The sequence below is a fragment of the Pleomorphochaeta sp. DL1XJH-081 genome (assembly GCF_049310885.1).
In the GTDB taxonomy this organism is placed as follows: domain Bacteria; phylum Spirochaetota; class Spirochaetia; order Sphaerochaetales; family Sphaerochaetaceae; genus CAYZJV01.
The window spans coordinates 128511-154490 of the sequence record NZ_JBMDYO010000005.1 but is presented as its reverse complement, the minus strand read 5'-3'; the positions used below and the strand labels follow the sequence as shown (position 1 = coordinate 154490).

Annotated in this window: 26 protein-coding genes; 25 read left to right on the top strand and 1 reads right to left on the bottom strand. The window is 48.5% G+C overall.

What is annotated here, in order from left to right; translation table 11 throughout:
• Positions 1-4: 4 nt before the first annotated feature.
• From ACODJP_RS10235 to ACODJP_RS10205, 7 genes are all read left to right on the top strand, one after another.
• The gene (locus tag ACODJP_RS10235; protein ID WP_422481147.1) at positions 5-679 is read left to right on the top strand and encodes an ABC transporter ATP-binding protein; all 675 of its coding nucleotides are present in this window, start codon (positions 5-7) and stop codon (positions 677-679) included.
• Positions 680-1861, top strand: a complete 1182-nt coding sequence (locus ACODJP_RS10230; protein WP_422481145.1) for an ABC transporter permease — start codon at positions 680-682, stop codon at positions 1859-1861.
• Positions 1854-3158, top strand: a complete 1305-nt coding sequence (locus ACODJP_RS10225) for a sensor histidine kinase (RefSeq protein WP_422481143.1) — start codon at positions 1854-1856, stop codon at positions 3156-3158. Before ACODJP_RS10230 ends, ACODJP_RS10225 begins: the two co-directional genes overlap by 8 nt.
• Before the next feature lie 9 nt (positions 3159-3167).
• Positions 3168-4538, top strand: coding sequence for a sigma-54-dependent transcriptional regulator (locus ACODJP_RS10220; RefSeq protein ID WP_422481141.1), 1371 nt, complete (start codon positions 3168-3170; stop codon positions 4536-4538).
• A gap of 138 nt (positions 4539-4676) precedes the next feature.
• A complete protein-coding gene (locus ACODJP_RS10215) occupies positions 4677-6464 on the top strand; it encodes a M3 family oligoendopeptidase (RefSeq protein ID WP_422481139.1) in 1788 nt (595 codons plus the stop codon).
• A 3-nt stretch (positions 6465-6467) separates the two neighbouring features.
• Complete coding sequence (locus ACODJP_RS10210; protein WP_422481137.1) at positions 6468-7637, top strand: class I SAM-dependent RNA methyltransferase; 1170 nt, start codon at positions 6468-6470, stop codon at positions 7635-7637.
• 65 nt (positions 7638-7702) lie between these two features.
• Positions 7703-8629: a Fic family protein gene (locus ACODJP_RS10205; protein ID WP_422481135.1), complete on the top strand. Its 927-nt coding sequence runs from the start codon at positions 7703-7705 to the stop codon at positions 8627-8629.
• 123 nt (positions 8630-8752) lie between these two features.
• Here the strand turns inward: ACODJP_RS10205 and ACODJP_RS10200 are convergent, their stop codons facing one another.
• Positions 8753-9079: a cupin domain-containing protein gene (locus tag ACODJP_RS10200; RefSeq protein ID WP_422481133.1), complete on the bottom strand. Its 327-nt coding sequence runs from the start codon at positions 9077-9079 to the stop codon at positions 8753-8755.
• A gap of 111 nt (positions 9080-9190) precedes the next feature.
• On the opposite strand from ACODJP_RS10200, the gene ACODJP_RS10195 reads away from it, so the two are divergent.
• The 18 genes from ACODJP_RS10195 to coaE all read left to right on the top strand — a co-directional run bounded on the left by ACODJP_RS10195 (position 9191) and on the right by coaE (position 25967).
• The gene (locus ACODJP_RS10195) at positions 9191-10321 is read left to right on the top strand and encodes an AI-2E family transporter (protein WP_422481131.1); all 1131 of its coding nucleotides are present in this window, start codon (positions 9191-9193) and stop codon (positions 10319-10321) included.
• The gene (locus ACODJP_RS10190; protein WP_422481129.1) at positions 10308-10979 is read left to right on the top strand and encodes a TVP38/TMEM64 family protein; all 672 of its coding nucleotides are present in this window, start codon (positions 10308-10310) and stop codon (positions 10977-10979) included. Before ACODJP_RS10195 ends, ACODJP_RS10190 begins: the two co-directional genes overlap by 14 nt.
• A 67-nt stretch (positions 10980-11046) precedes the next feature.
• Entirely contained in the window at positions 11047-11583 is a 537-nt protein-coding gene (locus tag ACODJP_RS10185; protein ID WP_422481127.1) for a DUF5698 domain-containing protein, read from the top strand.
• A gap of 254 nt (positions 11584-11837) precedes the next feature.
• The gene (locus tag ACODJP_RS10180; protein WP_422481125.1) at positions 11838-13244 is read left to right on the top strand and encodes an L-threonylcarbamoyladenylate synthase; all 1407 of its coding nucleotides are present in this window, start codon (positions 11838-11840) and stop codon (positions 13242-13244) included.
• A 104-nt stretch (positions 13245-13348) separates the two neighbouring features.
• Entirely contained in the window at positions 13349-13822 is a 474-nt protein-coding gene (locus tag ACODJP_RS10175; RefSeq protein ID WP_422481123.1) for a hypothetical protein, read from the top strand.
• Between the two features lie 23 nt (positions 13823-13845).
• Positions 13846-14499, top strand: a complete 654-nt coding sequence (locus ACODJP_RS10170) for a DUF2202 domain-containing protein (protein ID WP_422481121.1) — start codon at positions 13846-13848, stop codon at positions 14497-14499.
• Positions 14500-14615: 116 nt separating this feature from the next.
• The gene (locus tag ACODJP_RS10165; protein WP_422481119.1) at positions 14616-14969 is read left to right on the top strand and encodes a PadR family transcriptional regulator; all 354 of its coding nucleotides are present in this window, start codon (positions 14616-14618) and stop codon (positions 14967-14969) included.
• Between the two features lie 4 nt (positions 14970-14973).
• Complete coding sequence (locus ACODJP_RS10160) at positions 14974-15972, top strand: HAAS signaling domain-containing protein (RefSeq protein ID WP_422481117.1); 999 nt, start codon at positions 14974-14976, stop codon at positions 15970-15972.
• Between the two features lie 87 nt (positions 15973-16059).
• Positions 16060-16275: a heavy-metal-associated domain-containing protein gene (locus tag ACODJP_RS10155; RefSeq protein ID WP_422481115.1), complete on the top strand. Its 216-nt coding sequence runs from the start codon at positions 16060-16062 to the stop codon at positions 16273-16275.
• 99 nt (positions 16276-16374) lie between these two features.
• A complete protein-coding gene (locus tag ACODJP_RS10150) occupies positions 16375-17067 on the top strand; it encodes a Crp/Fnr family transcriptional regulator (RefSeq protein ID WP_422481113.1) in 693 nt (230 codons plus the stop codon).
• Positions 17068-17167: 100 nt separating this feature from the next.
• Entirely contained in the window at positions 17168-19081 is a 1914-nt protein-coding gene (locus ACODJP_RS10145) for an NAD(+) synthase (protein ID WP_422481111.1), read from the top strand.
• A gap of 202 nt (positions 19082-19283) precedes the next feature.
• Positions 19284-19898 carry a hypothetical protein gene (locus ACODJP_RS10140; RefSeq protein WP_422481109.1) on the top strand — a complete coding sequence of 205 codons (615 nt, stop codon included), beginning with the start codon at positions 19284-19286 and terminating at the stop codon, positions 19896-19898.
• Between the two features lie 81 nt (positions 19899-19979).
• Positions 19980-20609: a hypothetical protein gene (locus ACODJP_RS10135; protein WP_422481107.1), complete on the top strand. Its 630-nt coding sequence runs from the start codon at positions 19980-19982 to the stop codon at positions 20607-20609.
• A 79-nt stretch (positions 20610-20688) separates the two neighbouring features.
• Positions 20689-21333, top strand: coding sequence for a hypothetical protein (locus ACODJP_RS10130; RefSeq protein WP_422481105.1), 645 nt, complete (start codon positions 20689-20691; stop codon positions 21331-21333).
• A gap of 75 nt (positions 21334-21408) precedes the next feature.
• Positions 21409-21855, top strand: a complete 447-nt coding sequence (locus ACODJP_RS10125) for a hypothetical protein (RefSeq protein ID WP_422481104.1) — start codon at positions 21409-21411, stop codon at positions 21853-21855.
• Entirely contained in the window at positions 21855-22640 is a 786-nt protein-coding gene (locus ACODJP_RS10120) for an MBL fold metallo-hydrolase (RefSeq protein WP_422481102.1), read from the top strand. Before ACODJP_RS10125 ends, ACODJP_RS10120 begins: the two co-directional genes overlap by 1 nt.
• On the top strand, positions 22633-25377 hold the full coding sequence (gene polA, locus ACODJP_RS10115; protein ID WP_422481100.1) for a DNA polymerase I: 2745 nt from the start codon (positions 22633-22635) through the stop codon (positions 25375-25377). The genes ACODJP_RS10120 and polA overlap by 8 nt, the downstream gene beginning before the upstream one ends.
• Before the next feature lie 2 nt (positions 25378-25379).
• Complete coding sequence (coaE, locus tag ACODJP_RS10110; protein WP_422481186.1) at positions 25380-25967, top strand: dephospho-CoA kinase; 588 nt, start codon at positions 25380-25382, stop codon at positions 25965-25967.
• Positions 25968-25980: the final 13 nt, after the last annotated feature.

Genomic DNA, 25980 nt, shown 5'->3' with positions numbered 1-25980 from the left:
TGATATGGCAAATGAAATCATCAGATTGGACGATGTTAGGCGCTATTTCCCCATGGGCGACTTTGTGGTTAAAGCGCTTGATGGAGTGACCCTCGTCATAGAAGAGGGGGAATTCACTGCTATCACCGGACCCTCGGGTTCGGGGAAATCTACCCTTATGAATCTCATAGGATGTTTGGATACGCCCACAGACGGCATCATCAGCATCGATGGGGAAGAGACTCTAGGTATGAGTGAGGCCGAATTGGCCTATATACGTAACCAGAAGGTTGGCTTCGTTTTCCAACAATTCAATCTGTTGGGAAAGATCAATGCACTTGAGAATGTGATGACTCCCTTGCTCTATGCAGGGGTGAGTGTGAAGGAGAGGAGGGAGCGGGCGCGCTCAGCGCTCGATCGAGTTGGTCTCGGTGATAGGATGAAGCACCGTCCGAATGAGTTATCGGGGGGACAGAAGCAGCGTGTGGCGATTGCAAGGGCATTGGTGAACAATCCTACCATCCTCCTTGCGGATGAGCCCACCGGGGCCCTCGATACCCAAACAGGATTGCAGATTATGGAGCTGTTCGAAGAGCTCAATGCCGAAGGTCGTACCGTAGTTCTCGTCACCCATGACCACGATATCGCATCACAGGCGAGAAGACAGATACGGGTCCGTGACGGCCATGTGGAGGAATAGATGATCTGGGAGAATATCAAGCTTGCCTTAAAAGATATGATGGCGAGCAAAATGCGTACACTGCTCTCACTGCTCGGCATTGTAATTGGTGTCGCATCGGTCATCGCTATCCTTACATTGGGCCAAAGTGCCACAAAGAGCATTACCCAAACGATCGTAGAGGGTGGACTCGAGATGGTCACCATCTTCCCCGTCCGCTCTGAAAAGGCTGCCAACGAGTTCACCGAGGACTTTGGCAACCGACTCATGAACAATGTTGAGAATATCAAGACAGTTCTACCGGTAAACTCAAGTAGTGCGCTGATCCGAATTGGTCAGAATTCCATGACTGCCAATGTATCGGGAGTACTCTCCTCCTATGCTGAGATTCTCGATTATGAAGCTGAGGAGGGGCTGTTCTTTTCCCTTAGCGATAATATGGCTAGCCGACAGGTAGTCGTGCTCGGTTCCGATGTAGCCGAGGAGCTTTTCCCAGATGGTAATGCCGTAGGTGAGTATGTGAGCATTTTCCGAAACCAGGCCAAGAGTTACCAGGTGGTAGCGGTCATGCAGGAGAAGGATTCCTCTTTCAACCTCCAGTTCAACGGCAGCGTGTATATCCCCTACAATACCTACGCCCAGCGGTTCATCAAACCCTCGATCGTAGGTAGCTATGTGGTGCGTGTGGATGAAGGGGCCGATGCCTTAGCTGTTTCGGATGCGATTACCGAATACTTGGATGCGACAGTAGGATCGGATGCCTACCGGATCTTCTCCCCCGCAAGCTTAGCCGATATGGCAGAGCAAATCACCGGAACTTTCAGCTCCTTCCTTGCAGCCATCGCAGCGATATCGCTCTTGGTCGGTGGAATTGGTATCATGAATATCATGCTCGTTTCGGTCGCAGAACGGACGCGGGAGATTGGTATTCGTAAAGCAATGGGAGCCTCTCCTTGGACTATCATGGGACAATTCATCACCGAGGCGATCGTACTTACCATTACCGGTGGAATCATCGGGATCGGTTTGGGAACCCTGCTCAGCTACCTGGTGGCCGATGTCGTTGGTTGGACACTTTACATCTCCTACACATCCTTCCTGTTTGCGGCGGGATTTTCTACCCTTGTTGGGGTCTTTTTTGGATGGTATCCAGCTATGAAGGCCTCTAGACTCGATCCTATAGAGGCATTGAACTATGAATAGAAGCAGACGATGGTCCTTCATTGAGGGAAAAGAGCAGATTTTCGTGGTAGGTGGACTCATCTTCCTTTTCGCATTGTTGGTTACCTTGGTACTCTTTCTCTCCCAACTGATTATTGAGAAGGAGAATACCTTGATGCAATTCGAAGCCGAACGTGGTTTCGCCTCTTCAACTCTCCTGCTGCTTCAAGAGGAGCATTCAAGAGCACTCTCTGCCATGCGGGAGGAGAATGTCCGGGGAATCGGAGTCTATTCGAATACCGGACGTTTACGTTTAGGCTTAGGGGAGGTACCCAATACCCTGCCTCTAGAGCGATTCAACGATATCTGGAGAAATAGGAATGCTAGCCAATGGAACCAAGGGGTGGCAACCTATAATCCGGAGACAGGCATGATCGAATATATCCGCTTCAGCCGTCTAACGATCCAAGTGGAAACCGGAGATCTCATGCTTGAGGAGGATGGATATCTGCCCTCACCACTAAACTTTCCCGATGTCCTCTATATCCTATTCGATGGACAGCAGTACTACCAAAAGGTGATGCTTGTACGATTCTTCAGCGCTGCTGCATTGATCGGACTATTGGCATTCCATCTTCTTGTTTACAGCATTTACCGGAGCAACCGCAAATACCGGGAGACCTTGGCAAAGCAGGAGAACCTGGTGAATCTTGGTGAAGCTGCCCGCACCCTTGCCCATGAGATTAAGAATCCACTCAGTGCCATTACGCTGCAGATGGCTCTACTGAAGAAAACCCTTCCATCCTCATCGAAAGATGATCTGATGGTGGTCGATACCGAGGTACAACGGTTGATTCAGTTGACTAACAAAGTTTCCGACTTCCTGCGCAATCCTGTGGGAACTCCTGAGAGGATGGATACCGCCGCTCTGATAGAGTCCTTGCGGCACACATTCCAGAACAGAATTACCATTGTTCCTGGTTCCCTCCAACGGGCTTTTATCTACTTCGATCCCGATAGGGCTCGCTCTGTATTCGAGAATCTGATCAAGAATGCCTTGGAAAGTTGCATTGATTGCGATCCCAAGGTAGAGGTCGAAATCACCCGCGATAAGAAAAAGTTCGTCCATATCCTGATACGGGATAGGGGGGAGGGGATCTCGGAGGAGAATCTTGAGAAGATCTTTGATCCCTTCTTCACTACCAAGATTCACGGAAGCGGTATCGGATTGGCAATTTGCAGACAATTTGTCCGTGCCCGTGGAGGGAATTTGAAACTCTATCCACGTGAAGGTGGTGGTACCGTAGCGGAAGTGATCCTTCCACCAGAACATAAGTAAGGAACAACCATGAGAATTTTGATTGTAGACGACGAGTACAATATCAGGGAACTGATGAGAAAGTATCTCAGCCTGGAAGGGCTCGAAAGCGACGGTGCAGAGAATGGACTGTCGGCCCAACGTTTGCTTCGTGAGCACCACTACGATGCCTGTCTCATAGACCTCAGGATGCCTGGAATGGATGGAATCAGCCTTATCAGTTGGATTCGCCAAGAGGGTTTCAGGATGCCGGTGATTATGATCAGCGCTCATGGCGAGATTCGCGATGCCGTCACAGCCTTGAAGGAGGGCGCTCAGGATTATATCGTGAAACCCTTCGATCCTGAGGAGCTTACCATCCGCCTACGCAAGCTCATGGAAGCCCAGCAGCTCAAGAGTCTGGTGGAGACAAAGACTCGCTCTGTCGAAGGATTCGATGAAGGACTGGTGGGAAACTCCCCTCCAATGGCCAGGATCAAGGAGATCATTGGACGTATAGCAGACTCTCCCGCTACCGTACTGGTTACCGGTGAGAGTGGTACCGGTAAGGAGGTAGTGGCGCGTCAGATCCATGGGGTATCGGCTATGGCCGATGGTCCCTTTGTCGCTATCAATATCGGTGGAGTTCCCGAGAATCTTCTCGAGAGCGAGTTGTTCGGGTATGAGAAGGGTGCATTCACCGGTGCTGTAAACCGGAAAATTGGCATGTTCGAACTCGCCAGCGGGGGAACACTCTTTCTCGACGAGATTGGCGATATGCCCCAGACGCTCCAAGTTAAGATGCTCAGGGTCTTGCAGGATCGAAAGATCACCCGTTTGGGAGGAACCTCTCCCATGCCGATCAATGCCCGCATCATAGCTGCCACGAACAAAAATCTGGAGTCTATGGTCCATGAAGGGACCTTTCGTGAAGATCTCTTCTACCGCCTGAATGTAGTGCGGATCGAATTGCCTCCTCTTCGGGAACGAAAAGATGATATTCCTCTTCTTGCAGGAGTGATCCTCAACCGGTTGAACCGTCAGATGGGACATAGGATTGAGGCTCTGGCGCCAGAGGCTATTGAAGCTCTGAAAGCCCATCCGTTCTATGGCAATGTACGTGAGTTGGAGAATATCCTCGAGCGCGCAGTCATATTCGCCGATGGCCCAATCATCAAAGCCGATGTACTCGACCTTCGCTCTGGTATTTCACGACCGGGGAGTGAATCAATAAGTTCTACGCCCATGTATTTCTCGTCCGATGATGATGGAGCGGCGAAGAGTCTCAAGGAGATGGAGGTAGAGGCGATCATCCGTTGTCTTCACCGCTGGGAGGGCAACCGTACCCGTGCGGCAGAGGAGTTGGGAATTTCCCGCAGGACATTGATCAACAAGATCGCCGAATACAAATTGGATCTGTAACTATACCCTTTCGGGTGTAGCAATAGGACAATCATGTTAGGCTGTGCCGAACGACTGGTTAGATAATGCATTGCCATTGACCAGTAGCCATGCGATTACATACACTACAAGCCACCACTTTGATCAAGGAGCGCACACATGGAAGCATTACCGCATTGGAATCTACAGAGTATCTACCCGGGGATCGATAGTCCCGAATTCAACCTTGATCTGAAGAGTCTGGATGGACTGGTTGCTGCCATAAAAGCCGACCTAGCCGATGATACTGGTCGCAAGGCCGATTTTCCTCTCTGGTTGGTCACCTTGTTGGATGACTACCAGAAAGCCCTCGATACCACCGAGACCTTGTATGCCTTTGCCAGTGCACTGCTTACGGTCGATACGAATGACGAGCGGGCTATGCGTGGCCTGAATCGGGTAGAGGAGGCTTCCCTCGCAATCAAAGCAATCCATGTGCAGGTGATCAATGCCCTTGGTGCATACCATGAACATGTTGTTGCAGCTATAGCGACCGATGCCAGAATCGCTCCATTCCATTTTGTGCTGCAAGAACTTCTGGTTGAACAGGAACACACGATGAGTGAAGCTCAGGAGGATCTGGCCGCCGATCTCTGCCGTAGTGGAACAGATGCTTGGGGTCGTCTGCAGGAGGCGGTCTCGTCGAATGTGGATGCCCTCTGGGATGAAGATAGTGGTGCGCGAAAAACGGTAATTCAGTTGCGTTCTTTAGCCTTTGATGCTGACCGTTCTGTTCGGAGAAAGGCTTTCGAGAAGGAGTTGGCTATTTGGAAACAACACGAGGTTGCCTTCGCCTATGCGATCAATGGGGTAAAGGGAACAACCATTACGCTAGACAAGAGACGAGGGTATCGTGATCCGCTACAACGTGCTGCCATGCAGGCAAGGATTTCCGATTCCGTCCTAGATGCCCTCATCGGTACCATAGAAAAGAATCTTCCCCTATTCAGACGGTATCTGAAGGCAAAAGCCCATGCTTTGGGTCTACAGAAGCTTGCCTTTTATGATCTGTTCGCACCAGTTGGGGAGCTTGATAAGAGATACAGCTACCTAGAGGCTAAGGAGTTCATTATTGAAAACTTCAGCGCATTCCACGCTCCTGTGGGAGAGTTCGCCCGAATGGCGTTCGATAAGGAGTGGATCGATAGTGAACCTCGTAGTGGAAAAGTTGGTGGTGCCTATTGTACATCGTTCCCCCTGCGCAAAGAGACACGGATACTAGCGAACTTCGACCATACGTTCGATGGAGTATCCACAATAGCACATGAACTGGGACACTCTTACCATGACTATGTAACTAAGGATCTGCCCGCCTTGCTTCGCCATTACCCAATGACTCTGGCTGAGACGGCTTCAATATTCAGTCAGTTCGTCGTTTTCCAGGGAGCATTGCGGGAGGCTTCCGATAACGAGAGGATCGCTCTGGTGGAGGGGTTTCTGCAGGATGCCACCCAGACCTGTGTCGATATTCTTAGCCGATTCTACTTCGAAAAGAACTTGTTCGAAAAACGCCAGGATGGTGATGTGATGGCGAACCAGCTCTCCTCCATGATGGTTAAGGCACAAAAGGACTCGTATGGAGATGCACTGGACGAGGATGCCCTGCACCCCTACATGTGGGCAGTGAAGGGGCACTATTACAGTAGCGATCTCTCTTTCTATAATTTCCCCTATGCCTTCGGGCAATTGTTCGGACTGGGAGTATACCAACTCTCCCAAACCGATTCTGAGAGCTTTGGCACTCGCTATGATGCATTGCTTGCCCATACGGGGCAGGATTCCGCTGAGGCTGTCGCGGCTACTGTCGGTTGCGATATTACTACACGAGCCTTCTGGCAGCAGAGTGTCGATGTGATCGGCACCTATGTCGATGAGTTCTGCGAACTTGTCGGATACACAGGAGAATAACCGATGGAATTACGACTGGAAATAGAGAAGATGGTCTCCAAGGGAGAAGGGCTTGCCCGCCATGAGGGGAAGACGGTATTTGTTGAGGGAGCACTTCCCGGTGAGACGGTGCTAGCAGAAGAGACTACACAGAAGAGCGACTTCTCCCGAGCCGTCACGGTAGAGGTGATAGCTCCCTCGGAACACCGGAGCGTACCTGCATGTCCCCACTATGGCGTTTGTGGAGGCTGCGATATGCAGCACGCAAGCACCGAATCGCAAGTCCAATTCAAACAGGAATTCGTGAAGGAGAATCTAAAGAGGATCGGAGCTATCGATATCGATGATCCAGAAGCCGATATCGAACTGCTTGAAGCGGTCACTGGTGAGGGTTGGGGCTATCGTTCACGTGTTCGATTTCATGTCGATCTTGAAAACGAGCGTTGTGGATTTCTCGGAAGAGGGAGCAAGGATCTGGTCGATATCCACCATTGTCCCATCCTCTGCGATCCGCTGAATCGTCTATTGGATGAAAAACGTCCATTGCTACTCAAAGCAGCGGCTATGCGTAAGGCGACCGAAGGTTGGCAGAGTAAGAAGCCATTTGTCGAGGTTCCCGCCTTCGCTGGCGATACAAAGGTTTCGCTGAGCGCAACCGAGGTTTCGGTGGTGGTTGAAGGGAAGACCCTCTGGGCCGATTCCAATGTCTTTTTCCAGTCCAACCGGCAACTGCTTCCCGCGATGACTACCTTTGTAGCAGAACATACCGTCGGCGATACGGTAGTCGATCTCTATGCAGGAGTAGGGACATTCTCCGCTTTCGTAGAAAAGGAGGGAAGAACTATATATGCAGTCGAGCGAAATAAGCGTTGTATCGATCTTGCCAAGAGGAATCTATCCTCTACCGAATTCGTCGGCCAGACAGCAGAACATTGGAGCAGGATGCATAAGGATATCAAGGTAGACACGGTGATCGTGGATCCTCCAAGAACCGGACTTGAGGCCTCCGTGGTAAGGACGATTGGCTCCTGGGAACCGCAGGCGGTTGTCTATATCTCATGTGACAGCGTCACGCTGGCGCGTGATTGCAAGCGGTTCTCCGAGCAGGGCTACCGGGTAAAGACTGTCCAAGTGTTCGATCTCTATCCACAGACATCGCATGTGGAGACAGCCTGTCTGCTTGTACGCTCATAATAATATTCCGTTATCGGAATAATATTGACACTGCATGATCCTAGTTCTACTATGGTGTCGAGGCAATGGCGATGACGTATATGAGTACCAAGGAAGCAAGTACACGATGGAATATCAGTGATCGAAGAATCCGCATACTCTGTGCGGAGGGTCGTATCGCAGGAGCGAGGAAAACCGGTCGATATTGGTCTATACCAACATATGCTCCCAAACCATTCGATGCAAGGGAGCGTTTGTCAAATGAGTATAAGGATCTTGATTTCGATTACAGTCACATAGATTGTCTCAAAGCCTCTATTGATAAGCTACGGCCTTTTTCAAAAGCTCTCGCAAGCTCGCTTCGTGAGAAACTGATAGTCGAATGGACATACAATAGTAACGCGATCGAAGGGAATACCCTTACATTGTCTGAAACCAAGGTCGTTCTTGAAGGAATCACCATTGGCGGGAAAAGTGTTATTGAACATCTTGAGGCTATCAACCATCGTGAAGCAATACACTATGTACAAGATATCATCTCCGAAAAAGAACCGCTTTCGGAATGGACTATACGTAACATTCATGCTCTCATACTGCGAGGAATCGATTCTTCCAATGCAGGAAAGTATCGTGATGAGAATGTCGTTATAAGCGGTGCCAAGCACATTCCACCGAAACATTATCTCGTTGGAGATGCCATGCAAAGACTCATTGCCGAATATCTGCAAGCATGGAAGAGGTTACATCCAGTCGCCAGAGCAACTTTGCTACATGGGGAATTTGTAAAAATACATCCATTTATCGATGGTAATGGAAGGACTGCAAGGCTCCTGTTGAATTTCGAGTTGATGAGGCATGGCTATAACCCAATCATCATAAAGAATGAGAATCGTTCAACATATTATGAAGCATTGGACAAGGCACATACTACTCAGAATTACAGTCAATTCCTTGAAATGGTTGTTGCATTGGAGGTAGAGTCGCAAGAATTGTGGTTATCGTTAGCGGAATAATATCCTTTACAAACAGAGAGGGATGGTGACGCATCGACCGTCTCCGACCGGCAGACCGTAGGGGAGCCGGAGAAAAGGAGACGGACAGTCGATAGACACCAAGGGAGAGACCTCTCCCTTCACCTACTTCTGATCGTAGACACGAGGGCTAGGCGCCTTCACCACAAAGAACTCACAAACCTCTTCATGGTCATTGCGCACCTTCATGAACGTACCATAGGGAATATTTACGATATTCCCCTTAGCATACGAGTGGGGCTTCTGCTCACCTAACTCCAGCGTCAAATTACCCCGCACCACAATCATATGCACAAGGGAATTCGCATGGTGGTCAGGCACGAAATCCCCCTTGGTAAGAATCATATGGTTGATCATCACCGGATCGACATCGACCAGTTTCTCGATATGTTTGGCATCTGAAACCGCATACTCATAGCTTTTTTCAATCATCATTGACTCCTTTCGCTTGTATTATGCCCCTTTTTCTGACAGTCTGATCATATTATACTATAGGTACTCGAAATCGGGACGGAAGGAAAGCGCTAAAGGGGAGAAACCGTAGTGGAAAAATCGCTTGTGAAAAAGATACTCATTATTAGTGCGGCCAGCATCGTACTGTATTGGGCTTTGGTGAACCATACTATCCTGATATCCCTAGGTAGGCGACTGCTCTCGGTAGTCGGACCCCTTATAGCCGGAGGAGCCATCGCCTTTATCCTGAATGTTCCCGTGCGGGCTTTAGAAAAGCGGGTCTTCACAAAAGGTAAGAGCGGAGTGCGGAGAGTGCTCTCGATTATCCTCACCTTCCTTCTGGTACTTATCGTAGTAGCTTTGCTCCTCCTTATAGTCATCCCCGAACTCGTGGTAGCCATAGAACAACTGGCAACAAGCTTTCCCTCCTTCATTGACTCCACACGGGCGTGGGGAGAATCACTGGGCGAAAGACTTCCTGAACTCGGCTTCTGGCTGGAGGAACTCGATATCTCCTGGGGCAACATGAAAAGCGAGATCCTGGACTTCCTTAAACGGAGCTCTACAGCATTAGTAGGCAGCACCGTGGGTTTGGCTTCATCGGTTATCAGCGGTGTAGTGAACTTTATCCTCGGCCTCGTTTTCTCCGTCTATATGTTGGCAAGGAAAGAACAACTGGCAAGGCAGTTCAAACGATTGCTGTTCGCCTACGTAGAACAAGAGAAGGGAAAGAAAATCGTCCACGCCGCCCATCTGGTCAATACCACCTTCAGTAAATTTGTAGCTGGCGCTTGTACAGAGGCCGTCATCTTAGGGCTCATGTTCCTCGTCTCCATGCTCATATTCCGTTTCCCTTACGCCGTATTAGTTGCAGCTCTCGTATCGGTCTCGGCTTTGATTCCCATCGTAGGTGCATTTATTGCAGCGATCGTTGGAGCATTGCTCATGTTGGTAAGCAATCCCATGCAAGCACTCTGGTTCCTTGTACTCTTTCTCGTCCTCCAACAGATCGAGGGGAACTTGATCTATCCTCGAGTTGTCGGCGATTCCATAGGGCTCCCAGCACTCTGGGTATTGGCCGCAGTCATGGTGGGAGGAAACCTGTTCGGTGTGTTGGGGATGCTGGCAGGAGTACCTTTCGCTGCAGTAGTCTACGTCCTGGTACGTGAATCGGTCGGTGAACGCTTAGCACGGAAAAAGGTAACCGATGAAGGTGATTAAGGGAAAACCGAGCATTCCATCTATTCTCCGAATAATTCCCCTCCTATTGGTACTCGTACTGCTCACCTGGTTCATGGTCAGCCGTGGTGCCACCGCAGTCACCTCATTGGTAGATAGCTTCGAGGACCGTATATGGCTGACCACAGCTGCATTCATGGGACTGTTTTTACTCAAGTCGGTCTCTTTCGGACTACCGTTCGCGCTGCTCTACATTGGTGTAGGAAGCATTTACCCCTTCGGTTGGGCATTGGTGGTAAATATTGTCGGTATTGCAATAAATATGCAGATACCCTACTTTCTCGGACGTTACACGGGAGGAACCTTCGTAGAGCGTCTGGTGGGAAAGTTTCCCCGGCTGGGACGTCTGGAGGCCTTCAGTCAACACTCCTCATTCCTGTTCTCATTCATGACCAAATTCATAGGAAAGATTCCTCACGAAATTACCAATGCACTTTTAGGCTCGCTCAGAGTTCCCTATCTTGCCTACATAACGGGAGGAATCCTGGGATTATGCCCCACCATGATAGCCACAACCTTGGTCGCTGCAAGTCTTGACCAGATTGGTTCACCCCTGTTCTATATCTCCTTGGTAGTGGTGGTTGTTCTTACGCTCGTCTCATTCATTCTCTATCGTCGTTTCGGAGATACAAATGGGTAGGTGTAGTTCCCAATAGCGCCGATTGAGCATATACTGGCAATGATGAGTCTACGTTGGAGGTAGGGCAATGGATGTGTTGCAGGATTTGGGAATCTGGATTTACTTCATTATATTCTTCGGTAAGATTTTCGAGGTCACGGTCGCAACACTACGCATGGTCCTTATCAACAGGGGAGAGCGGGTAAAAGGGGCTATTATAGCCTTCTTCGATATCCTGCTTTGGCTGATCATCACAGGAACGGTACTCGAGGGGTTCAAAGAAGACCCCCTTCGGATGGTCGCCTTCGCTGCTGCCTTCGCCGTAGGAAACTACCTCGGTTCCTGGCTCGAGAACAAGCTCGCCTTCGGCCTTGCCTCAATCCAGATAATAGTTCCCGAATCGCCAAAGAGCAAGCTGCTTGCAGACGCCTTGCGTGATGCCCATTTCGCAGTAACGGTAGTGAAGGGAACCGGTCGCAACGGAAATCGGGAATTATTGATTCTCCACCTCAAACGGAAACGGACCACCGAAGCCATAAAGGTGATCAATACCACCTTCCCCGGTGCTGTAATAGCGGTAAACGATGCAAAGGGAATCCGTGGTGGGTATCTCGCCCGGAAATGAATGGTATCGCACCCCCAGGGCAAGCCCTGGACCCGGGAGGCTTCGCCTCCGCTGCCGCCCCAAGGGGCGGGGTATCTCGCCTTACGTTCCCTGCACTCACTCGGTAATGGACCAATAGTAATTGTTCCGCTACCCTCGTTTCGTTGGGGAATGAACAATCTTGGCAGTCGTTACCTAAGCTGAGGCAGTTGGCTCTATTGATTGGGAAATCGTATTGCCTATATACTGCAGCAAACCGGGAGAGGAGCACAAACATGTCTTTTGATCAGAGAGAACAGAGCCATAATCTTGTCATGGAAGGTTCGGTTATCTTGCTTGGAATGAGGATCATCCTAGATGAGATACGAACCTCAAGCGATGGCTCTGACTGCAAAAGTCTCTCCAAGGGGTTTGTCTCTGCCATGCTCGTATTGCAGGAGCACTACAGATTGGTGGTCGGTGAAGACGATGAGGGAATTGCAGACCATGGACTGGTAGAAAACCTGGTTCGACAATCGGGTGTAGCAATCCAGTTCAATCAGTACCTCAATAGGGAAGATATTGCCTACACGATACATCCAGGACACAGTGTCTCCTTCTCTCATAGACAGGCCGCTGAAGAGGTCTCCTCGACTCTTCCGGGAACGCTTACTTTACATTTCCACAATTACCGGGATATAGCGGCATGGATCGTATCGCATCCACAGCCGTACCGACAACTGGAAGCTGCCCTAGCCGATGGAGCTCAAAAGATCAGAGACGGAGCGTTAGTTGCCTTTCCGACCGAAACTGTCTATGGATTAGGTGCCGATGCAACAAATCCGATTGCCGTTGAGCAGATCTTTGCAGCAAAGAAACGACCACTGTATGATCCGCTGATCGTCCATGTCGGAGATCAGAAACAGATGGATTCATTGGTCACAGAAATAACTGAGAGAGCTGAACAGCTCATGAAACGGTTTTGGCCTGGACCATTGACGATCGTCCTGCCGAAATCACCGTTGGTACCATCGATCGTAACCGCAGGGACTCCTACGGTTGCGGTGAGGATGCCCAGTAATCCCATCGCCTTGGCATTGATCCGTCTTTCGGGCAAACCAATCGCAGCTCCAAGTGCGAATCTCTTCGGGTACACCAGTCCAACAACGGCAATGCATGTACACCAGCAGCTTGGTGACGCCTGTGCCGCAATCATCGATGGAGGGGCATGTACCGTGGGAATCGAATCTACGGTGATCTCATTCCTTGGTGAGACTCCAAAAATCTTGAGACCCGGTGGTATAGATCAGCAGGCAATAGAATCGTGCATTGGTCCTGTACGTTCAGATGTAGAGGAAGTAGCGGATGCATCGATGGTCAGTCCGGGTTTGATGCCAAGCCACTATGCTACCACCACACCGCTTTGGATTGTCGACGATTTGCATGAGTATGCATCGAGAAGCGATGTCGGTGTCCTCTTGTTCGGCGAGAGCGGGGAGGTTTTCCACGGTCCGGTGGAGTATCTCAGTAAAAAAGCCGATCCGGCTGAAGCTGCCAACAGACTATATCAGGCTATGAGGAGACTCGACGGTAAATCACTCTCTTTGCTTGTAGTAAGATTGTTGCCTGAGACCGGTATCGGGATTGCGGTGAACAATCGACTAAGGAAAGCTGCAGTCAATACCTCCTCCAAAAAAAATTAATTCACCTTTACCGAATCTTTATCTTCTGCTCAGCTTTCGTATATATACATCCAGTATCCTTCGGTCATACCAGATAAGAGCCGATTGGCTCGAAGGAGAAAAAGATGGTTAAGAAGAAGAGAGTTTTAGTTACGATCATGGTTATCGTTATGGTCGCCGCGACAATCAGCGCCGGTGTTGTTGGTCGTGGAGGATTCGGTGGCTACCAAGCTGCTTCTGTGGTAGCGGATGAAGAGAGTTCGGATACCGTGACCCGTCCAATTCAGCGTTGGCAGACCCTGACCGATGAAGAGCTGGCGGCGTGTCCTTTGTATGCTGAGGGAGTCGATGTTGAAGAGTTGAGAGCATTCCAAGCCGAACGTTTCGAACTCATGCAAGATGCCCAATTTGGAGCTGGATATGGTGCTGGTAGAAGTTACGGTCCATCAAAAGGATATCCCGGTGCTTCTACACCATTCGGGGGTCGCAATACCGTGGGTAACCAATTTCAGGGACAGCAGTACTATTATGGTAGACATATGATGTACCAGCCGAATGCAGCTCAGGGTTCGTATGGACCAGCTAGAGCTCGCTGGTAGTAGTGAAATACAAGGAGAAAGCCATGACCAAAAAATCTATCTTGATAGCGACAGTGGTTCTGTTGACCTTGGCAATGACTACCCTTTGGGGCCAAGGAGCAGTCGAATACATGGAAGCCAATCCTGATTTGGCTAGTGAAGCGCAAGCGGAAGGACCGGTCGTGGTCTCCGAAACCACTCCTGATCTGACCGACGAGGAGGGAATCCTCCTCATGCGGGAAGAGGAGAAACTTGCCCGAGATGTCTACCTTGCATTGTATGAACAGTGGGGAATCCGCACGTTCGCCAATATTGCACGCAGTGAACAGCGCCATATGGATACGGTTGCGGCATTGATGGCTACGAAGGGGATTGCGGATCCGGTAATCGGTTCGGCACCTGGCGAGTTCGTCAATAAAGAGCTACAAAGCCTATATGATGACTTGGTGGCAAAAGGTTCTGCCTCTGCAGTAGAGGCCTTAACCGTAGGAGCGATTATTGAAGACTTGGATATCTACGATCTCAAGAGGCTTCTTGAGAAAAGCGACGATCCACTGACCATGCATGTCTATACCTCGCTGTTACGAGGATCGGAGAACCATATGCGTTCGTTTGCCGGAATGTTGGAGCGGGTAGGGCAATCCTATGAAGCTCAGTATATCACCGTTGGAGAGCTGGATGCGATCCTAGGAAAGTAGTTTTCTGTAGACATAATGAACGCTGTAGGGACACGGGCGTGGTGCATGACAATTAGTGCGCTGCGCCCTTTATTATTGTATTGACAATAGTGTATGTCATACAGTATAGTAAGGCTATGAAGCAAACTGAAGGAAACGAATTCGCTAAGACATTCGAGAACTTGAGTATGGAACTCCGCCGAGGGACTGTAGTCCTGAGCGTCCTAAGTCAGCTGCAGAAACCCCAGTATGGCTACTCACTGGTAGAAGTATTACGAGAGAAAGGTATTCCGGTAGAAGCTGGGACATTATATCCCCTACTGAGAAGGTTGGAATCACAACAACTCCTGGAAAGTATGTGGGATACCGATGGGACAAAACCCCGTAAATATTATGCCCTTACCAAGCATGGGCGGGATATGTTGGAACTATTGTCAAAAGAGTGGCAGGACGTGACCAAATCGATGATCGGTTTGTTGAGACAGGAGTAGCGATATGGTAAATACAGAAAAACAGCTTATAGAGCGATATGTCTATGCAGTTACAAAGAGACTTCCTCAATCACAAAGGGAAGATGTAGGCTTAGAACTGAGTGGTCTCATTGAAGAGATGGCTCAAGACCGTCCGGTGGAGCAGATTCTACAGGAAATGGGAGACCCGGCTTTGTTGGCCGATTCGTATAGAGGCGCAGAGCGCTACCTCGTGGGTCCCAACTATTTTGATTTCTATATTCTGGTTTTAAAGATTGTCGGATTTGCCGTGACTCTGGGAATTTCGATTGCGTTGGGTATCGGTTTTTTATTCAACACCCCCAGTTCTGTCGGAACCTTCTTCACTCAATTGGTAGGAACACTTTTCGGTGCGTATGCCCAGGCTTTTGCTTGGGTAACAATTACCTTCTGGATTATCGAGTGGCAACAGAAGCGACGTGGTGTGGATGCTCCGCTTGAACAGTGGTCTCTTGAAAGTCTCCCAGACGTTCCTTCAAAATCAACGATTATTCCCCGCTCTGAACCGATTGCATCATTGGTGTTCCTGGTTTTGATTTTCGCAGGGCTGAATTCGGCTCCTTGGATCCTCAGGGTTACCGATTTAGAAAAATCTATCCACATAGTAAGTCCCTTCGTTCCACATGTGTTTCAAAGGATGCTCGTTCTCATCAATCTTACTATCGTTATCGCCATGGGGATCGAATTTGCCAAACTCTATACTGGCGTCCAATCAAAACGGTTGGCTGTATTGACGATTGGCTTGAAGTTCGTCTCACTTGCTATATCGCTCTATATCGTAGCCGGGTCAGGCCTTTGGAATCCGAATTTCGTTCAGGAGATGAGGAGCGCAATGAAGATCGGATCCGCGGATGTTTCGGTACTGCAGCGGCTATGGTCATATCTCCCGACATTCCTCGTTATCGTGATGGTACTTGGTTTTGTGGTGGAGACAGTCCAGACACTTTGGCGGACATGGCACCTGAAACTACCCGAAAAAATATAGGGAAAGGTAGCGAAATTTGACCTAGATCAAGGATAGCTGTTTTACAATGAGCTATAACAGGGTATATCCCAAACAAGGAGGTGCCCTATGAAGCACATAACGTATCAATTGGAAACACTTACCTGTCCGAGTTGTATGGCAAAGATAGACGGAATGTTGAAGAAGACAGAAGGAGTACAATCCTCTCAGGTTCTTTTCAACTCATCTCGGGTGAAGGTAGATATCGATGAGGCGGTCATAGATTCCACAAAAGTCAAAGAGCGTATCGAGGCACTCGGCTACACGGTCCTGAAAGAGAAATAGGTAGCTGGATTTGCATTCCGTTCTTCAGTCGTATAGAGGATTGTACCGACGGCATGCGATCAGGTTGATAGACCACCGATTGTCAACTATAGTATGTCCATGGAATGTGGATGCGCAGGGCATGGCCCCTACAATTGTATCGATATCGTGCCGATCTTCCACCATCTCTCACATGATGAGATGATGGAGGTTGCCGCGATTACCTCTGAACGAACCTATACCAAGGGCGAGACGATTTATCGTGTCGGTGAAAAAAGAGGTGAACTCTATGTCCTGCATACCGGCGTGGTAAAGGTCTATCGACTTACCCAGGATGGTAAGGAGCAGGTTCTGAGAACCGTTGGACCAGGCGAATTCCTCGGAGAACTCTCTCTCTTCAGCGCTCATACCCAAACCGATACTGCCGTAGTCCTAGAACCAACTAGAATGTGCGTCATAGCATGGGACCGTCTGCGGAATCTCATGCAACGAATTCCCTCTATCGCATTCAAGGTGATGGAGCAACTGAGTGGACGCTTAGAAAAGACAGAAAGTCTCCTTGAACAGACGAATCTCGCCTCCGTTGAACAACGTCTGGCTAAATATTTACTCGATTGTTGCCAACAGAATGATTCATTCACATTGCCTCTCCCAAAAGGGGATATCGCATCATTGCTAGGAATGAGTCAGGAGACGTTGAGTAGACGATTATCCTCTTTTCAGCAGGAGGGCATTCTGGAATTGCATGGACAGCGAGGAATTAGGATGCTCGATCGACAGTCGTTGGTCGATCTGTTGGATGAACCGTTTTAGCTGAAGGCATGACATGGTTGCTTCGCGTGCTCTGATGTTCACGGGGCGCCGATTGTGGTAAACTTGGATCGAACAATCCTGGGAAGTGGAGGATGAGCCGATGAAAGATGGATTCGTGCGGGTCGCGGTGGCGACTCCAAAGGTCAAGGTTGCCGACTGTATCTACAATACCGAACAGACATTGGAGTTGATTGAGAAGGCCGAAGCCACTGGTGTGAGTCTGGTTGTGTTTCCCGAGTTAGGCCTTACTGCATATACCTGTGCTGATCTTTTTCTCCAACCGACTCTGCTCAATGGAGCGATGCAAGCTTTAGAAAAGATTGTGGAGGCCTCAAGATCCTTCCAGGTAGTGAGTGTCGTCGGATTGCCCGTGGTTTGGCACGGGAAACTCTACAATTGTGCCGCAGTTGTCCACAAGGGAGAGGTACTTGGCGTAGTTCCCAAGGTACACATTCCCAACTACAACGAATTTTACGAATATCGCTGGTTCACTAGGGCTCCTGAAGAAAACGGTCTTATCGATATTGCAGGTTCTACGTGCCCGTTTGGAACCGATATCCTCTTTCAGTCGGAAACTATGATGAACTTCACCTTTGCGATAGAATTATGTGAAGACTTGTGGGTCCCTTCTCCTCCCTCGGTAAGACATGCCAAAGAGGGAGCTACCGTATTGGTAAACCTTTCTGCAAGTGATGAACTGGTCGGTAAAGCCCCCTATAAACGACAGTTGGTAGAAAACCAGTCAGGAAGGTTGGTGTCAGCCTACCTCTATGCGAGTGCAGGCCCCGGTGAGTCGACTACCGATATGGTGTTTGCCGGGCATGACATGATCGCAGAAAACGGTATGATGCTCGCCGAGAGTGCTACTCCCTTTGAAGGATTGCTGTCAACTGAGATCGATGTGGACAAACTGGCTTCGGAACGAAGAAGGAGCAATACTTTCGAGATAAGCGATGAAAGGCTGCATGATAGGATTGGCTTCTCTCAATCGTTACAGGAGATTGATCTTAGCAGGACGTTCAACCGGTATCCATTCGTTCCTCAGGAGGGACCGGACCGGAAGCAAAGATGCAAGACCATCCGAATGATTCAGGAATTGGGACTCGTGAAACGGGTACAGCATACTGGCCTTCAGCATGTAGTGATCGGGCTTTCGGGTGGTCTTGACTCCACGTTAGCCCTTTTGGTAGCGGTAGATGCATTCGATCGTCTTGGTCTACCGAGGGAAAAGATCATAGGAGTGACCATGCCCTGCTTCGGAACGACCGAGAGGACGAAAGGGAATGCTCACTCTCTCGCAAATGCATTGCAGGTGACCTTACGCGAAATTGATATCACCAAGGCGGTATTGCAGCATTTCTCCGATATAGGACAAGACGAATCGACCCATGATGTTACTTTTGAGAATGCCCAGGCGAGAGAACGTACCCAAGTACTTATGGATATCGCTAATAAGGAATCAGCTTTGGTTATTGGCACGGGAGATCTTTCCGAGCTTGCATTAGGTTGGGCGACCTACAATGGGGATCATATGTCGATGTACGGAGTGAATGCCTCTGTCCCCAAGACCTTGATACGGCACTTGGTGGCTCTCCATGCGGAGACTGCCGATTCGAAAGAGATCGAACGAGTCCTTCTCGATGTTCTCGATACTCCGGTAAGTCCTGAACTCCTCCCTGCGAAGGAGGGTAGGATATCCCAGGTGACCGAAGATATTGTAGGTCCTTACGAACTGCATGACTTCTTCCTCTATTATGCTCTGCGTTGGTCATTCGGACCTGCGAAGGTGTACCGACTGGCAAATCATGCTTTTGATGGCCTCTATGGTAAGGAGACGATTCTCCGCTGGTTGCATATTTTCTATAGAAGGTTCTTCTCTCAACAGTTCAAGCGCTCTGCATTACCCGATGGACCTAAAGTCGGATCTGTAGCTGTTAGTCCGAGAGGGGATCTCAGAATGCCTAGCGATGCAAGTAGCCGACTTTGGTTGGATGAGTTGGAGTCTCTCTCGTAATCCATATAATACCCTCTATTGGACATTACTGCTTGCAATATCGGTAAATGACAATTGTATGATATTTGTAAAATTAAGCTTTACATAGAATTGCTCAAAAAAAATTGAAAAAATTTGTATCCTTTCTTACCCTTCGGCTGTTATATTACCGATACACAATCTGTATAAGTCTGATAGAAAAAGGGAGATGGGATACTATCCAATGCGCAAACTGTTGTTCTTGACCATGATTATACTCCTGTTTTTGCCAGCGACTGTTGGTGCAAGGAACGTTTTCGAAGTAGGCCTCGGAGTCTCAGGAATCTACGATCCGAGTCAAGCCACCGAAGTCTCCAGCTTTTTCGATGGAATGGGAAACGGTGACAACTGGACGCTCGGCGTAGGTTTGAATACCAGGTTGTCAATCGTGAATCTCTCCCTTCTTGCTATGATACCGGCGGGAGATACTTCACAGGAGTTGTCCTATGGATTAAGGACCTCGCTCTCTTTGGACATCCCCCTGGTTACCGATCGTCTCTATCTATCGGCCGGTGCTGGAATATCAACCGATTTTACATCTTCCACTGCAGATAGTACGGGTCCACGTGTGAATGGTAGGGCAATGGATTCAGCTTCATTCGAGGATGCTCTCACAAGTAGCAATCTCCACATGAAGGCTGGATTGGATCTACTTTTTGGATCGGCCAAGCTGGGTTTGTTTTACCTTCTTGAAACCATTGCTACGGTAGAAGGGGTATCGGATGGCGACTGGTCTGACATGTTAAAAACCAACGGTGGAAATCGTTTTGGGATGATGGTGCAGTTGGCACTTTTCTAAATTGGGATTTGAAACTATTATGTTTCATAATTGTTATACTGTACGAGGGACGGTGAGTACCTCGAAAAAGGAGATTTTACTATGAAAAAGACTATATTGATTTTAACTATGGTCCTTCTGCTGGTTCCGGCAGGCTTGTTTGCCGGTGTTTTTGATTTAAGCCTTGGTGTTACTGCCCAAAATAAGATGGGATATGACGCAACCAGTGGCGAATTCGATGAAGATATGTTTACAGATGTTGACAACTATGCTTTTGGAGCAGATATCCGGACTCGTCTGCTGTTCGCGGAAGTTGGTATCGCAGCCCTTTACGAGCAGGTAGAACATCCTACAACAACTGAAATGACACCCTCTTTTTCTGGATTGGTTACTGGTGGGCTCTCTCTTGATCTTCTCGGACTCGTTCGTGTCGGACTCGGCCTAGGGCCTCGTGTAACAGCACTGTTCCCTGAAGGAGAAGATCCGATTTTCTACACCGATTCTGTTGGAGAACTCTCTGCGGACAACTTGATGGATGCGCTTACCAAGTCCGATCTTACTTGGAGAGCAACTGTCGACTTGAAACTCGGAAGTATTCTCCTTGGTGTTAACTACATGGTCGATAGTGATGGCTTTACCATCGAGAACAGTGATTTCACAAAGCTTATACCTACTGCCGATCTTTTCAAGCAAGGTAGAGTAGGAGCATCGGTACTGTTTACCATTTTCTAGACTTGATACCTTTTCAATTGGTTCAGCCCCGTGCTGCAAACACGGGGCTTGTCTTTCGCCCGGTAATCTGGAGAGATTAGTGAAAAAATTCGTTTACATCCTTAGTTTGATAATTCTCCTTCCCTCTTTGGCTTTTGCCGGGAATCTACTCTCGTTTGGCTTTGGTAGCATCAATCAATTCCAACTCGACCCTTTCGCTCCCGAGACTCCCTTCGCATCGGTAGTGGATGTACATAACTGGGCAACCGGAGGAGAATTCCGCCTTAAAGTCCTCGGTATAAATCTAGAGGGTTATACTCTTATCCAACAAGGAGAGATCATCGATGTCTCCGATTCGGGCAAACCAATATTCAAAGATGACATTGCACAACGACTCTTTGGTATGATAGGTGCAGGCTTAAGCACCGAAGTGGCAGCCTTTACCACACTCAGCTTTGCAGCCGGTGCTCTTACGGGCTTGGATATAACCCAAGGATTTGGTATGAATTTTTGGATGGGCGATGAGAGCAATACATTCTCACGCGACAGATGGAGAGATTTTTTAGCCAATATTCCCCTTGCCTATAGGATGAGATTGGACCTCAATCTTGGGAATTTTTCTGTTGGAGTCCACTACCAGGTCCCATCACAAGGTTTTTCCTATGCGAATCCCGACTGGAATGCCATGACACCCGATTGGCGACAGGGAAAATTCGGCGCCTCCTTCATAACAAAGTTTTTCTAAGTCTCCAAACAGGCGCTCTAGTGGCTGACGGCGAAGTATGGTAAGATAGGCGGTACTTCCATAAGGAGCAAAACAATGAAGAAATTCAGCTTTTTCGGTTCGCTGATGACTGCTGTCCTAGTTGCGGTAATCGCATTCTTTGTACTCTATTTCTTTGTTCCCTCTTTAAGTGATTCATTCTTTGGATTCAGTTACCAGTCTTCACGTGATACGAAACAATTGCAGGAGGCTGTTACCGATATTCTAGAGGATGCCAGGGTTCCAAAAGTAGCCATCGACGAATATGTGGCGAAATTGGATGATCCACAGTTGCGTCAGTCTTTGAGTGAAGCTGCCAAGAAGGGTACGGATGCTGTTGTCGGAGTTCTGGAAAAGGCTGGAGAGGGTATCGATTTCGGTAGTTTTGAGACTGCTGAATTGGGAGACAAACTCTCCTCAGGATTTTCCCGTTTGAGTTCTTTTACCTCAAAACAATGGAAATCGTTGCAAAGAATTTTTGCTGGAGCATTGGATAGTCTTTGATGGATATTACATTTCTTGGAACCGGAACATCCCACGGCGTTCCCCGTGTAGGTTGTTCCTGCCCTGTCTGCACATCCAGTGATCACAAGAACAAACGTTTCCGATCCTCAATCCACGTACAGGCGAAGGATGTCTCACTGATTATCGATACAGGTCCCGAGTTCAGACTTCAGGTACTGAGAAGCCACATACATCATTTAGATGCGGTTTTGTATACTCACAACCATGCCGATCACATGAATGGTATCGATGACCTAAGAGTATTCTCTGAAAGTGCTCCGTTACCAGTGTATGGTCCGAACCAGGTATTAGAGGATATTCGCCAGCGTTTCCCCTATGCAGTTGGAGAGAATCCATGGCATGGAGGGCTTCCACAACTCGTACTTCACGAGGTGGGAACCAATGGCGTAACCATAGGAACACTTAAGATCATACCCGTGCCTCTGATCCATGGTTGTAGGGAAGTCTTCGGCTACCGTATTGGGAAATTCGCATATTTGACCGACTGCAAGGAGATCCCTCAATCGAGTATGGCCTTGCTGCATGGATTGGATGTTGTGGTTCTCGATGCCTTACGGTATAGGAAACATCCCACCCATATGTCGGTGGACGAGGCGGTCGAGGTAGCGAAGGAAATCGGTGCACATACCACCTATTTCACCCATTTCAACCATAGGGTGGAACATAATGAGTTGGATGCATATTTACCGCAGAACATGCATCCGGCATATGACGGTCTTGCTATACAAGTATCATCGATAAACGAGGGAGTTCCCCATGTCTGAGAAAAAGAAACCAACACTCTATATTATTGACGGTTATGGATTGATCTATAGGTCCTACTTCGCCTTTATCAATCGCCCACTCAGAGATATGGAGGGGAACAACGTATCGGCCATGTATGGTTTTTTCAGTACACTCCTTATGATTATACGTGAGTATAAGCCCGATTACCTGGTGGTTGCCATGGATACGGCGGCCCCTACGTTCCGACACGAACTGTATGAACCCTATAAGGCAAACCGGGATGCTGCCCCACAAGACCTCCATTCCCAGGTTCCGAAAATTCACGAAGTATTGGAAGCAGCCAATATTCCGCATATTGGTATGGATGGTTGGGAGGCCGATGACATCATCGCCTCCCTTACTACCTGTGCCTCTAAACAGGGTATCGAGAGTATTATGGTAACAGGAGACAAAGATCTCCTGCAGTTGGTGCAAACAGATGTATTTGCATTGAGACCTCCCCGTAAAGGAGAGAAGAAATACCGACTCGTGGGACCAGATGAAGTCCTTGAGGACTTCGGCATACGGGCAAATCAGGTTATTGATTACCTCTCACTCATTGGAGATAGTTCTGATAATGTTCCGGGTGTGGCGGGAATCGGCCCCAAGGGAGCAGTAAAACTCCTGCAGGAATATGGCGATCTGAATGCTATATACGATCATATTGATGAAATGACCCCATCCGTGGCGAAAAAGCTTATCTCTGCAAAAGAATTGGCCTACTTGAGTAGGACCCTCGTCACGCTAAAGCATGATGTAGTGGATATAACCGACTTTTCCACAGACCGTTTCCGTATGGATTCGGTAGACTGGGAGAAGGCCATACCACTATTCGAACAGGCAAATGCAAAATCACTGATAACCGCAGTTGGCGCCTCATTACCTGCATCCACACAGTCCGAGGAGGATGAGAAAGAGGATGATAGTTCCTCAGCAGCTTTAGCAAAGGCTGGGACCTACCATGCGGTAGTCTCCTTAGATGAATTGAAAAGATTGTTGGAGGAGATGGCAGTCGGTGGTGTGATGGCTTTCGATTTCGAGACAACCAGCATTGACGAGATGGTCGCAGAGCCTGTTGGTTTCAGCTTTACCAATAGAAGTTTCGAAGCTTGGTATGTGCCCCTCGTTGCCGGTGGAGAAGCATATATACCCGCCGAACAAGCTAAAGAGTTGTTGCGCTCCTGTATTATTGAAAAGAGTGTTCGGATTATTGGCCAGAATCTCAAATACGATTACAAGGTCCTTGAACGGTGGGGTGTCAGTGGGGCAAACCTCTACTTTGATACGATGGTTGCAGCATGGCTTCTCGATGCAGCTAGCGGAATCTATAATATGGATTATCTGGCGGAGAAGTATCTTGGTGGCTATAAGACAGTTCACTACAAAGATGTTGTGCCGAAAGATAGCCTCTTTTCAGATGTTCCGCTCGAAAAGGCGGTCAATTATGCGGCAGAGGATGCCGATATTACTTGGCGTCTCTATGAAAAATTCTCCAAAGCATTGGAAAAGCGAAAGATGGTCTCACTCTTTGAAGACTTGGAGATGCCATTGGTGAAGATCCTCTCCGATATGGAATTGAGGGGAATATCCTTCGACCGCAAACGCCTAGAGGCTTTCGATACAGATGTTGTGAAACGGCTCTCCGACATCGAGAGGCAGATATACGAAGAGGTTGGGCATGAGTTCAATATCAATTCGACCAAACAACTGCAGGAGGTCCTCTTCCAAGAACGTGGTTTGCCAACAGGAAAGAAGAACAAGACAGGTTTCTCTACAGCGACCGATACCTTGGAGCGGTTGGCCGAGATCGATATCATTCCCCGCTTAATCTTACAAAACAGAGCATTGGTAAAACTCAAGAATACCTATATCGATACCTTGCCTCAAATGGTTAATCACCAGACCAATCGAATCCATACCTCCTATACACAGACCGGTACCGCAACCGGTCGCCTATCAAGTAGGAATCCCAACTTGCAGAATATTCCCATTAGAAGTGAGGATGGAAGGAAGATCCGTGATGCCTTTGTACCAGGTCATGGACACACGTTCTTATCGGCAGACTATAGCCAGATAGAATTGGTGGTGCTAGCTCATTTGGCAGATGACGCTGGACTGAAAGAGGCTTTCCTTCATGGTGAGGATATCCACACCCATACTGCTGCACTTATATTCGGAGTCCATCCCGATTTGGTCATGCCTGAGCAGAGACGTATTGCAAAGACCATTAATTTTGGAGTCATGTACGGTATGTCGGCATTCAGACTCTCCAATGAATTGCAGATTCCCCGCAAAGACGCCCAGACTTTTATTGAGAACTATTTCGCACGATTCTCGGGAGTAAACGACTTCATGAGACAGGTACGCGAACATGCCGAAAAGAGTGGAAAGGTATCGACGATACTAGGACGGGAACGTGCGGTTCCCGAAATATCCAGTAGGAATAAGATGGAGAAGGCTTCAGCTGAACGGATCGTAGTGAATACGGTGATACAGGGTTCTGCTGCAGATATCATGAAATTGGCAATGTTGAAGGTAGTACGTGCCATGGAGCGGGAGGGTTTGAAGACAAGATTGCTCTTACAGGTACATGATGAATTGATCTTTGAAGTTCCCGATGATGAATTGACTACCATGCAGTTGTTGGTAAAAAGGGAGATGGAGAGTGCCTACGAATTGTCCATTCCCCTACGCGTGAGCATGGAAGTGGGACACTCTTGGGGGGAAATGCATTGATAGTGATAGGATTGACCGGTAAGTATTGTGCCGGAAAGAACCATATTGCCACACTGTTTGCAGAGCGGGATATCCCCATAATCGATGTCGACAACCTTGGTCATGAAGCCTTGGAGAAGGTGAAACCTGAGTTGATAGCGCTCTTCAGCCGTAGCATTATCACACCCCAAGGTTCTGTTGATAGGAAGGTGCTTTCTTCTATCGTCTTCTCCAATCCCCAGTCACTAAGAAGTCTAGAACGGACTGTTCATCCACAAATGGTAGCTATGTGTATCACTATGATAGAAGCTTATCGTGAGCAGTGTGAACGAGCTGTGGTGATAAATGCAGCATTGCTGCATAGGATGAATCTCGATGTCCTCTGTGATACCGTGTGTTTTGTTAAAACCCCGTGTTTCTTGCGGCTCTCTCGTGCGGTGAAAAGAGATAATGCGACGCTGAGTAGCTTTCTAAGGATGGGCAAATCACAAGAAGATATAGAGCCTTCGACCATTAGAGGCGCAAATTCCCTCCATATTATCAAGAATTGGGGGAGAACAGCATTTATTCATCGACAAGTCGACGAGTTTTGCGCTACTATGGGACTATAGGAATAAAGCGGAC